The sequence below is a fragment of the archaeon CG10_big_fil_rev_8_21_14_0_10_43_11 genome, from assembly GCA_002763265.1.
Lineage (GTDB): Archaea > Nanobdellota > Nanobdellia > PEZQ01 > PEZQ01 > PEZQ01.
Genome location: PEZQ01000006.1, coordinates 37,252 through 51,188 on the forward strand (window position 1 = coordinate 37,252; position 13,937 = coordinate 51,188).

At 43.2% G+C, this 13,937-nt stretch carries 14 protein-coding genes and 3 tRNA genes; 15 read left to right on the forward strand and 2 right to left on the reverse strand.

What is annotated here, in order from left to right; translation table 11 throughout:
• Positions 1-158: 158 nt before the first annotated feature.
• The 8 genes from COT72_02725 (at position 159) to COT72_02760 (ending at position 5,996) form a co-directional block, all read left to right on the forward strand.
• Positions 159-494: a translation initiation factor 1A gene (locus COT72_02725; protein PIO00059.1), complete on the forward strand. Its 336-nt coding sequence runs from the start codon at positions 159-161 to the stop codon at positions 492-494.
• On the forward strand, positions 491-1,201 hold the full coding sequence (locus COT72_02730) for a serine/threonine protein kinase (protein PIO00060.1): 711 nt from the start codon (positions 491-493) through the stop codon (positions 1,199-1,201). The genes COT72_02725 and COT72_02730 overlap by 4 nt, the downstream gene beginning before the upstream one ends.
• Positions 1,194-1,736 (forward strand): RNA-processing protein, encoded by a 543-nt coding sequence (locus tag COT72_02735; protein PIO00061.1) that lies wholly within the window; start codon positions 1,194-1,196, stop codon positions 1,734-1,736. Before COT72_02730 ends, COT72_02735 begins: the two co-directional genes overlap by 8 nt.
• Before the next feature lie 80 nt (positions 1,737-1,816).
• Positions 1,817-3,391, forward strand: a complete 1,575-nt coding sequence (locus tag COT72_02740) for a DNA topoisomerase VI subunit B (protein PIO00062.1) — start codon at positions 1,817-1,819, stop codon at positions 3,389-3,391.
• On the forward strand, positions 3,360-4,469 hold the full coding sequence (locus tag COT72_02745) for a DNA topoisomerase VI (GenBank protein PIO00063.1): 1,110 nt from the start codon (positions 3,360-3,362) through the stop codon (positions 4,467-4,469). Before COT72_02740 ends, COT72_02745 begins: the two co-directional genes overlap by 32 nt.
• 316 nt (positions 4,470-4,785) lie before the next feature.
• Positions 4,786-4,858, forward strand: a tRNA-Asn gene (locus tag COT72_02750).
• A 54-nt stretch (positions 4,859-4,912) separates the two neighbouring features.
• Positions 4,913-5,302, forward strand: a complete 390-nt coding sequence (locus COT72_02755; protein PIO00064.1) for a hypothetical protein — start codon at positions 4,913-4,915, stop codon at positions 5,300-5,302.
• Between the two features lie 49 nt (positions 5,303-5,351).
• The gene (locus COT72_02760) at positions 5,352-5,996 is read left to right on the forward strand and encodes a hypothetical protein (protein ID PIO00065.1); all 645 of its coding nucleotides are present in this window, start codon (positions 5,352-5,354) and stop codon (positions 5,994-5,996) included.
• Here COT72_02760 and COT72_02765 read toward each other — a convergent pair.
• Together COT72_02765 and COT72_02770 are read right to left on the reverse strand one after the other, a co-directional pair.
• Positions 5,993-6,358: a hypothetical protein gene (locus tag COT72_02765; protein ID PIO00066.1), complete on the reverse strand. Its 366-nt coding sequence runs from the start codon at positions 6,356-6,358 to the stop codon at positions 5,993-5,995. The genes COT72_02760 and COT72_02765 overlap by 4 nt on opposite strands.
• On the reverse strand, positions 6,355-7,221 hold the full coding sequence (locus tag COT72_02770; GenBank protein ID PIO00067.1) for an SAM-dependent tRNA/rRNA cytosine-C5 methylase: 867 nt from the start codon (positions 7,219-7,221) through the stop codon (positions 6,355-6,357). Before COT72_02770 ends, COT72_02765 begins: the two co-directional genes overlap by 4 nt.
• 51 nt (positions 7,222-7,272) lie before the next feature.
• Between COT72_02770 and COT72_02775 the strand changes: the two genes are divergently transcribed.
• The 7 genes from COT72_02775 (at position 7,273) to COT72_02805 (ending at position 13,674) form a co-directional block, all read left to right on the forward strand.
• Positions 7,273-7,379, forward strand: a tRNA-Ile gene (locus tag COT72_02775).
• Between the two features lie 158 nt (positions 7,380-7,537).
• Positions 7,538-8,200: a phosphoglycerate mutase gene (locus COT72_02780; GenBank protein ID PIO00068.1), complete on the forward strand. Its 663-nt coding sequence runs from the start codon at positions 7,538-7,540 to the stop codon at positions 8,198-8,200.
• Positions 8,201-8,246: 46 nt separating this feature from the next.
• Positions 8,247-8,321 (forward strand) — tRNA-Glu (locus COT72_02785).
• Between the two features lie 223 nt (positions 8,322-8,544).
• Positions 8,545-9,942 carry a hypothetical protein gene (locus COT72_02790; GenBank protein PIO00069.1) on the forward strand — a complete coding sequence of 466 codons (1,398 nt, stop codon included), beginning with the start codon at positions 8,545-8,547 and terminating at the stop codon, positions 9,940-9,942.
• Positions 9,939-11,243 (forward strand): FMN-binding glutamate synthase family protein, encoded by a 1,305-nt coding sequence (locus tag COT72_02795; protein ID PIO00070.1) that lies wholly within the window; start codon positions 9,939-9,941, stop codon positions 11,241-11,243. Before COT72_02790 ends, COT72_02795 begins: the two co-directional genes overlap by 4 nt.
• Entirely contained in the window at positions 11,240-12,580 is a 1,341-nt protein-coding gene (locus COT72_02800) for a hypothetical protein (GenBank protein ID PIO00071.1), read from the forward strand. The genes COT72_02795 and COT72_02800 overlap by 4 nt, the downstream gene beginning before the upstream one ends.
• Positions 12,580-13,674: a hypothetical protein gene (locus tag COT72_02805; protein ID PIO00072.1), complete on the forward strand. Its 1,095-nt coding sequence runs from the start codon at positions 12,580-12,582 to the stop codon at positions 13,672-13,674. Before COT72_02800 ends, COT72_02805 begins: the two co-directional genes overlap by 1 nt.
• Positions 13,675-13,937 lie beyond the last annotated feature (263 nt).

Genomic DNA, 13,937 nt, shown 5'->3' on the forward strand with positions numbered 1-13,937 from the left:
ACAGTAAAACAGGCGAGCAAAAATATGCGGATTTTAACGAAATTTGGGGAGAAATGGTGTGGAGCGTTTTTACTAATCTCGTACGAGAAACAATAAAAAAATATGAACAAGGCAGTTCTCCAAAGCTTTAAAAGCCATGTCGTGTTCGTAATAGACTAATGGCGTATTATAAAAAACGAAAAAACGAACCTGATGAAGAGCATGTGCGCGTTATTCTTCCAAACAAGAATAAAGGCGAAGTGTTCGGCTACATCGAGCGAAAAGCAGGCGCGTACCGCATGTATGTCCGCTGTGCTGATGGAAAGGTTCGCATGTGCCGCATCCCTGGTGCAAAACGACGCAGGATGTGGATTCGCGAAAACGACCTTGTTATCATAAAACCATGGGAGCTTGAAGAAGACACCAAAGGAGATATTGTGCATTTATACACCAAAGGACAGGAAGCAAACTTGCGCGGCCGTGGCTTTTTGAAAGCGTTTGAGACCGAGATATGAGGCAAGACAAGCTTAAGACGTATCAAAACGTGTTTGATAAGACTACGCTCACGTCATTATACAAGCTCTCAGATGGTGGGTACCTAAAAGAATTATTTGGACGAATTGCTGAAGGAAAAGAAAGCCACGTGTTTTATGCAACAAACCAGCGAGATGAACCTGTTGTTGTCAAGATTTTTCTTGTTGAAGCATCAGATTTCAAAACAATGAACAAATATATTAAAGGCGACCCACGCTTTCAAGGACTTAAACGAAAAAAACGAACGCTCGTACACGCATGGGCAAAAAAAGAATACCAAAACATGCTACGCGCGCGTGATGCAGGTATTCACGTACCAACACCTTACGCTATCAAAAACAACGTCCTTATTATGGAATTTATTGGCAAAAAAGGATTTGCTTCACCGCTTGCAAAAAATTCCGTGCCAAAAAAAAAGCAGGACTGGAAAGAATGCATTGAACACATGATTAACGCATTATGGAATGACGCAAAATTAGTACACGCTGACTTAAGTGAGTACAACATTCTTAACCACAATGGCGAACCTGTTTTTATTGACTGGAGTTCAGGCGTGCTCGTGCAACACCCGCTTGCAAAAGAGTTCTTAGCAAAAGATATAAAAAACATGTTTGCATGGCTCAAAAGTATTGGCGCAAAGCCAACAAGTGAAGAAGAGTTTTTTAAACACGTGATAGGCAATGTTTAGTGAAATCATACGCGTACCAAAAGAACGCTTGAGCGCGCTTCGAGGCGAGAATGGCACAATCAAGAAAGAACTAGAAGACACGCTCGACATTGCCCTTGACATTCGTGAGGATGGCGAAGTGTTTATTGAAGGCGAGAGCATTAATCTTCTTACCGCAAAAGCAGTAGTACGCGCAATCGCACGCGGTTTTGATGCGCGAACCGCGCTTCTTCTCACACAGCATGACACATACGTGTTTGACATGCTTGACATTACTGAATTTTCAGGAAAATCAAAGAATTCTATGATGCGCCTCAAGGGAAGAGTTATTGGCAGGGAAGGTAAATCAAAGCGCAAAATTGAACGCCAAACAGGAACAAACATCGAAGTATATGGTAAAACAATAGGTATCATCGGCCAAGCAGAACAGGTTGCAATAGCACGAAAAGCAGTGACTATGTTGCTTGAAGGAGCAATGCATTCAACAGTATCACGCTTCCTTGAAAGAGCTCAAAACGAGCTTCAGACAGGGTTTGTGCGCGGTTTTGAAATGTAGCGGTTATGCCACAAATAGATTTAAAAACGTGACCCTCCTTAAACAATTCACTTTTATAACGCTCAAAATGGTAGTGAAAAATGGCAGAAGGCATACATGCAGAAGAACTTGCAAAAGAACATAAGGCAGTATCTGTCGCAGAATTTTTTGAAAAAAACCGGCACTTGCTTGGTTTTGGAAGCAGGCGCCAAGCACTTATCACGTGCGTCAAAGAAGCAGTTGACAACAGCCTTGACGCGTGCGAAGAAGTAAGAACCTTGCCTGATATCCTTGTTGAAATCAGAAAAGTAGAAGGACGAGAAGACCGTTTTCTTGTCTGCATTGAAGATAATGGACCTGGAATTGTAAAACGGAATTTGTCAAAAGCATTTGGAAAACTTTTATACGGTTCAAAATTTCATGGCAACAAACAGGGGCGCGGTCAGCAAGGTATTGGCATCACGTCATGCGTTCTCTATTCACAGCTCACTACCGGAAAATCATCGCTTATTATTTCAAAAACAGACAAAAACGAACCAGCACACTTTATAAAGCTTATTCTTGACACGAAAAATAATGAGCCGCACATTGTTGAGGAAGGCGGAGACAAGAGTTTCAATCATCGCGGAACCCGCGTTGAGCTTGAGATTGAAGCTGAGTTTCTTGCAACAGGAAAACAAAGCATTCACGAGTACCTTAAGCGAACCTCTATTGTGAATCCTCACGCGCGACTTATGTTTATTACACCAGAAACCGAGAAGATTTTGTTTCAACGCTCAACAGAAAAACTGCCTGAACTTGCAAAGCGAATCAAACCGCACCCTGCAGGACTTGAGCTGGGCACCTTAATGAAAATGCTTCGTGACACAACAAAAAAGACACCCACCAGTTTTATGAGAACTGAGTTCTCAAGCATTGGCGCAAAAACAGCGCAAGAAATTCTTGCAAAAGCAAAATTAAGCGACCGGACAAAACCAAACATGCTTAATCGCGACCATGCTGAAGCGCTTCTCAAAGCAATGCAAAATGTTGCAATTCAAGCCCCGCCGCTTGATTGTTTAAGTCCAATTGGTGAGGATGCGCTTCTCAAAAGCATTAAGAGCGAGATTACTGCTGAGTTTTATACCACAGTAACGCGAAAGCCAACAGCGTATCGGGGAATGCCATTCCAAATTGAAGTAGGGCTCGCGTATGGTGGTGATTTGCCGCGCGATAAGAAAGCAAATGTTATGCGTGTTGCAAACAAGGTGCCACTAGTGTATGAGGATTATGCATGCGCAATTACGCAAGCAATAAAAAAAACAGATTGGAAACGATATGGTATTGAAGTGCCGGGTGGTTTTCCAAAAGGTCCGCTCATTGTTATTGTGCACATGTGCAGCGTGTGGGTTCCGTTTACAAGTGAGGGAAAGCAGGCAATTGCAGGCTATCCTGAAGTAATCAAAGAAATGCGTCTTGGAATTATGGAAGCTGCGCGAAAAATGAATGTGTATTTGCGACGAAAGTTTAAGATGCGTCAAGAGCAGGAACGCGTGAACACATTTGTCAAATACGCACCAGAAATTGCTAATGCTCTTTCTGAACTCACCGGAGAAGACGAAAAACGCATTCAAAATGTGATTAATTCATTATTGGTAGATAAGTATGGTGAACAAGCAATCAGAAGAGAAGGGTAAACGCGATTTAGCAAAATTGAAAAAGCTAGGCGAGCAAATTCTCGCACAACTAGAGGTACGAAAAAACCCCACACTCTCTATTCCTATTCGAAGTCTTTCAAACACCTATTATGATGAAAAGAAAGGCATTCTTCAAATTGGCAATAAAACCCAAAAAAGGTACTATTTGAATCTTGCACACGCGCGAAAGTTCATGCAAAACATGCTTGTTGCTGCTGAGACAAAAAAACTGATTGAAAGCGGCAAGACAACAAGTATTCGTGACTTGTATTACATGCTCAAGCACACAATCAGCAATTCAAAAGAAAACACGTTTGAAGAACAGGAAGAATCAAATCCAATGATTGAAGATTTGGAAGTTGAACTTGACATTTTGCGCGAAGATTTACACTTGTACGCGTCAAACCGTGGTTCACTTGTGGGAAACATCACTATTGAGGATAGTGGTGACACTATTGAAGCGCGCAGAATGGGCAGTGGGGGTTGGAATATTCCTTCCATTGTTGAAGATGACGTGATTAATTTCAAAAATTGTGATGCTGACTTTGTCTTGTTTTGTGAAAAAGACGCCATGTGGCGCAGACTTAATGAAGATAAATTCTGGCAAAAGCATAATTGTATTCTCATGCATGGTCAGGGTATGGCACCGCGCGGAGTGCGACGACTGTTGCACCGCATTGACAAAGAATTAAAACTCCCTATCATAGTATTTGTAGATAACGATCCGTGGGGTCTCTACATTTATTCAGTTATCAAACAGGGAAGTATCAATCTCGCCTATGAGAGCAAGCGCATGGCAGTGCCAAAAGCGCGTTTTGTTGGTTTAAGCAGTTATGATCAGGAAAAGTTCAAACTGCCAAATAATGTGTCTATTAAATTAACCAATATTGATATAAAGCGCAGCAAGGAAATGCTCGCCTACCAGTGGTTCCAAAAAAAGGACTGGCAAGACGAAATCAAGCACATGCTCAAAAAAGGCGTGAAGCTCGAGCTTGAAGCATTGAGCAATAAGGGTATTTCATTTGCAAGTGAGACCTACTTGCCGCAAAAAATCAAAAACGAGGATTACCTAACGTAAGATTTTTGCAAGTTTTTTATAAAACATAAATAATTGGTGCCATTCCCAGTCGCTTTCTTTTAAGTGCTCAAGCAGTGAATGGTTTTTTCAAAAACGTGGGCAAGCACGAGAATTGCTCGCTTCTCATGCCTGTTTGTGCCGTGATGCGCGGCACACGTTTTGTGCCAATAAAACAGCACTCATAACCGGTAAGACACTGTTTGAACATACTGTTGTTTGTTCACCTTAGTGGGCAACCGTGTTTAAGCGAATTTCTGCATTTTTGTTGCTAACATAAACGTTTAAAAAGTGTGAAGGTTTTGTCAATGAGTACTTTGCCTTGGTAGCTTAGCAGGTAGAGCACACGGCTGTTAACCGTGAGGTCGCAGGTTCGAGTCCTGCCCAAGGCGCTTCTCATACACGTCTAGTAACTCTTTTTAATGACTCTTGTTTGTTTGAGTGGTATGGGATTGCTTTCTTTTTTGAAGCCAAAACAAACTAGTGCACCAAAACAGTGGGATTATGGCACACCTCTTATTGACCTGCAAACCATCAAAGAGCTTGTTGAACAAATAAATCAAAACCCTTCTGAGTATTGTGTTGTGTGGTTCAATCTAAAAAATAGTCCGAAAAACGAAACATATCAGATAGTGCAGGCTCATGTTGAGGGTGTGTATTTAACAAAGCAAAGTGGCGGGCAACTACGCGCTCATTGGTACTGGGACATTGGAACTAGTGGGAAAACGCGTGTTGATGCAATCACGCAGGTATATCGGAGTTCAGACAAGCGCGTGATATACCATAATTCCGAGCTTGAAGCGTTTCTCAAAGAAAATAACCCTATGAATGTGTAAGTTGTGTTCATAACCTTTTTAAGCCCAAACAAAAGGAGATAGACTCAAAATGAGCGTATTAACTGACACTGACAGAAGGGTAATAAGCGGAATCATAGGCTCTGCACTCTTTAGACCAATTACTAGTCTTGAAGAGATGAGCGCATTAATCCATGCAGACAAGACGTGGGATTACACCTACACATTTGATTACGAAGAAAAGGACCGGAAGTTGGTTGTAAGTCTTTTTGCTAAGAATTATTTTCTTAGCGACATTAAACCCCTTGTTTCAAAGGCAACAAGCGCAAAAAATTTGGTTGAACGCTACGAGTCTGAGTGCGTGCAAAATCATATTACGCGTCTTGGCGGCGTGCTTGATAAAAAACGCCAAGCGTTGCTTGATGCTGGCATGACCTATGATTTTATCCCCCAACCTGAAGCAAACAAACTTGTCATGATGCGCCATGACATTAAAGCACATGGGTTTGATAACGCGCAGTTACTATTTGAAGCGTACAAAACCCAATTTGCAACCTATCTTCATTCTGAACTTTCAGAATGTTTGGGTCAATTAAGCGCGCCTCTTATTGAGGATGGTAAGATAGTTCTGCCAAGCCGTTTTCTCTTTGAGAGCGTTTCGTGCAAGGGTTGGATGCAAAACAAACAGGGATATGATGTTATACTTGAAAAAGCAGTACTAAAGAAAGTAGGTTAGCGCAGGAATTTACCTACATCAGCCACGTTTTTAACGCGATCCCCCTGCCATATTCCCATGCCAAGACAGTCTCCTTCACGGTTGAAGACGAGAACGCTTCCGCTCAGCTCTCCTGAGACAACAGCGCGCTCGTGGATGTCATTTCCGTGCGTGAACTTTTCTACTGCTTTATTTGAAATAATGACTCGGGGGAATGGGGTTTTTGCAAGCTCAAAGCATGCATTCATGCTTGGTGTGTCTTTTGTTCCCAAAAAGAGTTCTGAATAAAGGAAGTTTCGGCGTGTGGTGTTTGTAAGAAAATAGTTACCGTCATGGTTAGCAAGGGTTCCTTTATTTTTGAAATAGGTGAGTGCAGGGTTCATTTTTTCAACTCACCTACATAAAATCCCACCAGTCCATTAGGATTCGGAAGGAATTGTTTTTTTCGCTTAAGGGTAAGACCAAGCACGCTTTGTGCATAGTCAGTAACGCCTTCATTTTCAAGGGGGTCAATACTGCAAGTGGAATACGTTATCACACCACCTTCTCCAAGCACATCAGCAGCGCGCGAAAGGAGACTTTTTTGTTTTTCAGCATATTTTTTGATGTATGAGAGTGTAAGTTTTCGTGCAACGTTTTTGTCTTTCATCACAATACCTGAAGCAGAACACGGCGCGTCAAGAAGGATTTTAGAAAAAGTCATGTTAAGATCTTTAATTTGGAGCGCGTCAAAATTAAAGAATGTTACATTTCTGGTTCCCATGCGCTCAAGGTTTGCAAGCATTGCCTCATTTTTTCGTTTGTCAGTATCAATGGCAACAATAGTTCCCTGATTTTTCATAATCTCAGAGAGGTACGTTGTCTTTCCGCCAGGAGCAGCGCTCATGTCAAGCACCACATCTGTTGGCAGAGGATTAAGCCAGCGAGGCGGAATCATTGATGTGAGTTCCTGAATGTAAAAATAGCCAAGCAAGTGTTCGAGAGTTGCGCCAAGATGTTTTCTCTCGCGCTCAATTACAAAGCTGTCTTTGAGCATGCCTGCTGAAAGTTCAAAACGCTGTTTTTCAAGACGTTCTCTAAGCTGATGAGCAGTGATGCGCAGCGTGTTCACGCGCAAGGTTCGCTTGAGCGGGATAAAACATGAGCGCACCACATCAGCACCATACAATTGGGTGTAGCGTTGCTGGATTTCTTTTTCAAACACAACCGTATCCACGCGCACCACGCTATTAAAACGTGCCGTTATGTTGTAGTAACGTTTTTAAGAGAGTTTGGCGTGTGCTTGTTTTACACTATCGGGCCCATGGCGCAGCCTGGAAGCGCGTTGGTCTTATATGACATCCTTTGGGACAACAGAGTGTTTAGGAAAACCAAAGGTCGTGAGTTCAAATCTCACTGGGCCCACTCAATTTTTTTTGGTGCAGCTTTTTTCTAAAAAGGTGCAGTGGAATCCCTCTGGGCCCACTCAATTTTTTTTGGTGCAGCTTTTTTCTAAAAAGGTGCAGTGGAATCCCTCTGGGCCCACTCAATTTTTTTATATCTGCTAGGTATACTGTTATGGTATGGGAAAATTAGTACTTGTTCGCCACGGCGAGTCTCGCTGGAATTTGACAAACCAATTTACGGGCTGGGTTGATGTTCCACTCAGTGAAAAAGGCGTCCGCCAATCAGTGCGGTGCGGAAAAGAACTTTCCCCATTAAATATGGATATAGCGTTTACATCAACACTTGAGCGCGCGCATGAAACGCTTACGCTTATTCTTGCCTATCAAAAACGTGAGAGCGTGTTTTTGCATCAAGGAAAACAAGACGCACGGGCGCGTCATCCTGTTCGCGCAAAAAAAGATGAGATTCCTGTGCACATGCATTCTGCATTAAATGAACGCTACTATGGCAAACTGCAAGGTTTGAATAAAGATGCTGCTCGAAAAAGATGGGGTGCAAACCAAGTGTTCACATGGCGGAGAAGTTGGGATACCAAACCTCCTGGCGGGGAGTCACTAAAAGACACGTACAAACGCGCAGTTCCCTACTTTAAGAAAACAATCATGCCACAGGTACAAAAGAGTAAAAACGTGTTGGTATCTGCACACGGGAATAGTTTACGTGCTATTATTAAATATCTTGACGCCATTCCTGATGAAAAAATTCCGTTTCTTGAAGTTCCGCTTGCAAAGCCGGTTGTGTATGAGTACAAGAATAAGATGCTCAAACATATGGTGTAAACCTTTAAAAACTAATTATAATAGTAATACTCAAACAGAAATAGATGCCCTTGTCGTCTAGTCCGGTCAAGGATTTCGGACTCTCAATCCGAAGACCCGGGTTCAAATCCCGGCGAGGGCACTTTCTTTTTCTTTTGGTACAGCTTTTCTTTTGCTAAAAGAAAAGGTGTTGTGAAATTCAGACGAGGGCACTTAGTTCTCACTTTTTCTCTTCTTATTGTGAACTACTGTGCAGAGAATTTCACTTCTTTAATTTTTACAGACGGTATATATAGTGTTTGCGTTTTTTTTCCGAATAGTTAACACAAGTATTAAATGAGATTGAGCCGTGCTTTGTTACTTACATGTACAAACGCTTTCACATCAACACGTATGATGATGCAGAACCCACGTACTTGAAAAAATCTGAGACGCATCCTTTCAATCCTCGTGTCAGCAAGATAGGTCTTGCTAAAATGCTTGCAAAAGAAGCACTTCATTTGAACAAAGAATTACTTACAAAGGAAGGTAGAGATTACATGCTCAGTCGTCCCTGCATTTATGGGGTGTTTTCGCGCCCTGTTGGCGGTTTTTGGCCGGTAAAAGAGAAGTGTACTGGCTGCATGCGGTGCGTGCAAGAGCATCCTGACATGATTACTGTTGAGCACAATCCCAAATTCTATTTTCTTGAGGATTCATATTGGATGCCTGAACGTGATGTGCGTGAAACGCCTGTGTCGCGCGTTCATTTTGAAGCGCGAACCGGAAAAATTCTCGTGCGGGGCATGGGATACACGGGTTATTTTGCAGGACAGGGGTGGGATTCATTATGGACTGACATGTCTGAGATTGTGCGCCCAACGCGTGATGGCGTGCATGGGCGCGAATACATTTCAACTGAAGTTAATCTAGGAAGAAAACCAGCACACGTTGATTTCAAAGCGCCAGTAAACACGCTTGACGCGCCGCTTCCTATTTTGTTTGATTCTCTTCCAAAAAACATGACAAATCAGGATATTATGAACGCGACTAAACGCGCGGCAAGCGAGATTGGCACGTTTTTTATTGAACGCCTTGAGAACGTGCTTTTGCTCGCAACGCCTCACGTTCTTGTGCCCTTACTTGACAAACATAATATGAATCTCATTGACTGTTTGGAGTCAGCACCTGCCGTAGAGTATGTTGGAAACCGTGATGTGTACGAATCAGCTCAAACATTTGGCACGCCGGTGTTTGCGCGCATCCCCTTTAACAAAGATGTTGTTAGACATGGAACACGGCTCGTTGAGGATGGTGTTGACGGGTTACACGTGTATGCAAATTATCATGGCATGAGTTTTGATTCTAACACGTTTTTCAAAGACGGGCTCAAAGATTTGCATTACGCGCTTGTTAAAAATGGCTTGCGCAGTCAGGTTTCCATTATTGCAAGCGGGGGGATTACCCTTGCAGAACACGTACCAAAAGCGATTTTATCAGGAGCTGACGCTGTTGGGCTTGACACCACGATTCCTATTGCATTAGAGTACAAACTTAAAGGAAATTGTGTGCTGCCAGAAAAAAGCAGCATACAGCAGCGCAGTCTTGATGTTATGTGGGGGCAAAAACGCTTAGTTAACCTCATGGCATCCTGGCATTCTCAGCTTATTGAAGTAATGAGCGCGATGGGCGTGCGTGATGTGCGAAGACTGTCTGGCGAGACAGGGCGCTTGATTGAGAATACGTACATTTCAGAAGACTGGTTAGGTGAGACAATAGTATGAACCTTGACGCGTACACAAAAAAACATAGAAACAACATTCAGTCTGGCGTGTACCTTAGTGATGACTCAGATTTTGAGCGTTTAAAAAAAAGTTTTGCAGGCTTAGGCAACAAGAGGTGGAGTCTTGAACTTATAGTAAGCACGTGGTATCAGGCAAGCCAAGGTAAACCCCCTCGAGATTGGGAGTACAAAACAGGACTGTCTCGCGGAGGTTTTGACGCAATTGAATTTGCTTTTCCCTACACACTTGAAGATGAAGTTGTTTCACAGGATTCTATTGATTTGTCTATTGATTTGAACAAACGAAGTACAGGACAAAAGATTAGCATCCCTCTTCCAACCTATGGTGCAGGAATGTCATATGGTTCAGTAAGTCTTGCCACAATGCTTTCGCGCGTTAAAGCAGCAAAACAGCTTGGCACGTTTTCAAGCACGGGTGAAGGAGGATATCCTGAGGAGTTATTACCGTATAAAGAACATGTTATAACACAAGTTGCAACAGGCATGTTTGGCGTGACTGAAAACACGATTAAGCATTCACGCATTGTTGAGTTAAAATATGCCCAGGGCGCAAAGCCAGGTCTTGGTGGTCACTTGCTTTCACCAAAAGTAACAGAGAGCGTTGCAAAAATGCGCGGCTCAGTAAAGGGAGTGAGTTTATACTCACCATTTCCCTTCCACAGTGTGTACTCTGTTGAGGATCATAAGTCTCATCTTGAATGGATTAAAACAATTAATCCGTCCGCGCCGGTGAGCGTAAAAGTTTCCACGCCCTCGGATATTGATATGGTTGCAGTAGGAAGCTATTATGCAGGCGCAAACATCATCAATCTGGATGGCGCGTATGGCGCAACTGGCGCTGCACCTGAAATCGCAAAGAAAAACATTGCCATGCCCTTAGAGTACGCGATTAATAAAACGCATACATATCTTGTAAAAGAAGGTGTGCGAGATGAAGTCGTGCTTATGGCAAGTGGTGGCATAAGAACTGCGTATGATGTTGCAAAAGCGATTGCGCTTGGTGCGGATGGGTGCGTGATTGGCTCAGCTGAACTCATCCCGCTTGCGTGCACGCAGTGTGGAAACTGCGAGAGTGGAAGGGGGTGTCAAGTAGGTATTGCAACAACAGACCCCGACTTATCCCGATTAATTGACAATGAGTGGGGAGCTAAGCGCATTGTCAATATGTATGATTCTTGGAAGATTCAGTGGAAGGAGATTCTTGCACAGCTTGGCATGAAACGCATTACTGAACTTCGCGGGAGAAAAGACCTGCTTAAAAAACGGGGTGTGCCTGCATGACTGCTGATACAATTATTTCTTCACGAAAAAAATTAGTGCCACACTATACTACGAATACGCAGTCTCCTGCTGAAGGAGGGTGCGGCGTGCTTGGCGTTGCTTCAAGTGCGCCAATCCACGGGCGGTATTTACTTGAAGCATTAGCACAAATGAGAAATCGCGGCAATGGCAAAGGAGGTGGTATTGCTTCTGTTGGTCTTGATAATACCTGGTTTGGTGTAAGCGAAAACGTGATGAAACAGGATTATTTGCTTCAAATCGCGTATTTGGATGATGTTGACAAACAAGTGGAAGAAGAACACATCAAACCACTTTTTGATATTGACCACACATTTTTGTACAACACTAAAGAACACGCCTCACAAGGTCTTAGCATACGCCCTCCTCATGTTAAGTCATATTTTGCGCGCGTAAAAGAAGAGCGCGTCAAGGATTTTTCAAAACAGTTGCCCGGTCTTTTGCGCACTGCTGTTGAAGATGAGCTTGTGTACCAAAACTCGTTTCAGCTTAATAATGCGTGGTATAGTTCTCTTGGAGAGAAAAAGGCGTTTGTGCTCTCGCACGGCAAAGACATGATGGTCTTAAAGCTAGTAGGATATGCTGAAGATGTTATCACCCATTACTGTTTAGAGGATTTAGCAGCCCACCTGTGGATTGGCCATCATCGTTACCCTACAAAGGGAACCGTATGGCACCCGGGTGGCGCGCATCCATTTGTAGGTATGCAACACGCACTCGTGCATAATGGCGATTTTTCAAACTATCAGGGAGTTAAGAATTATCTTGCACAGCAAAACATGCACCCGCTCTTCTTAACAGATACTGAAGTTGGTGCATTATTGTTTGACTTGTACGATCGCGTGTACGATTACTCCCTAGAACACGTGATTGAAGCAATGGCACCAACAACAGAACGGGATTTTGAAATGCTTGACAAGACTAAAAAAAAGGAGTACAAAGCATTACAAAAAGCCCACATTATGGGCTCTCCTGATGGTCCCTGGTTTTTTATCACTGCAGGAAACAATCATAAAAAAAATGAGTATCAGTTAACAGGGATTACTGACACCTCCATGCTGCGCCCGCAAGTGTTTGCATTGCTTGACGAGCCAGACCAGAAAATAGGTCTTGTTGCTTCAGAACGCCAAGTTATCAACGCGTTTTTGCGCGGGTTATATAAACACAAAAAAATTAGCGTGAAATTTGCTGATAAGTACTGGAATGCGCGGGGAGGAAGTTATACTGATGGTGGCGCGTTCACATTTGCTGTTAACAAGGACACGCGAGAATTAGAGTGCAGAAACAAGTTTGGAGAAAAAGTTAGGGTGGATGAATAATGGAATATTCATGTCAGAGAATGTTAGAAAAAGATAGTGAGATAGGCTATCTTATTAGAGAAACACAAAACAATGGAACGAGTCTTAGAAAAAAAATCAACACTCTCAGTTTTATCTATGATGCTGCACTTACTAACACGCGCCACAGGAGAGCAAGCGTGCTCACGCAAGTTGATAATGCGCTCATTGACCTCTTGTATCAAATCCCGCGCATCAATGAGCAGGCAGGGGATATTGTGCGTGTTGGTTGGGATTATCGCGGCAAACTGAGCAAACCAGAAACACAGGACGCGTTACTTGTAATTGATGCAAAAGACTTCCCCACTGGTGATGAAATGCTTGGAGAAGAGACGCTTGCAGCCTATCTTGTGCAGGCACACGAGCGGGGCTGGGATAATTTTATGGTATTTAATGCGCGTGGCCAAAAATTCATTGGAACAGGTTTTGGTATGCCAAAAGAAAAAGTAAGTATTGACATATTTGGCGATTCTGGCAATTATCTCGGTTCAGGAGTGCAAAACACGCGTGTAACAGTACACGGCGCAGCCCAAGACATGGCAGGCCAAATAATGAATGGAGGTTTGCTTGTGATTCATGGCGATGTTGGCCAAACATTCATGTACAGTGCAAAAGCAGGAGAAGCATATGTGCTTGGAAACGCTGCAGGAAGACCGCTCATCAATGCAGTTGGCAGCCCTCGCGTGGTGATTAACGGTACATGTCTTGATTACTTAGCAGAATCATTTATGGCAGGAGACCCGCTTAACGGAGGGGGTTTTGTCATTTTAAACGGCGTCAAAAAAACGTGTGAAGGACTAAGCGAGCTTGAAACACCCTATCCCGGCGGGAACCTGTTGTCGCTTGCATCAGGCGGTGCAATTTACGTGCGAGACCCGCACAGAAAAGTCTCAGACGATCAGCTTAACGGCGGAATACTTACTAATGTCACGCGCAAAGACTGGGAGATTGTCTACCCCTATCTCAAAAAGAATGAGGACCTGTTTGATATTACCATTGATGATTTGCTCAGTAACAAGAGTTTTGACCAGGCATATCGCAAAGTAGTGCCGGTACACAACAAGGTTCTTGAGTAACGCGCCTGACATCATAAGCTTTATAAAAGGTATTATTGTTGAGTGAGAAGTAATGAAGCGAGGCTCACGAAACTGGAAAAAAACCGTTGGACGCCGTGGCAGTCATCGCTGTCGCTGGAAAACGCGCAGACGCAGAATGAAAGAAAGAAAGCGTAAGGCAAAACAGCGCCGTGGCAAGTAGTAGACACTTTTTGGATGCGTAGCCCGAATTTATTTTTAAAATAATTCTACACAACTCAGTTGTTTGCCTGAGCAATAGCAGC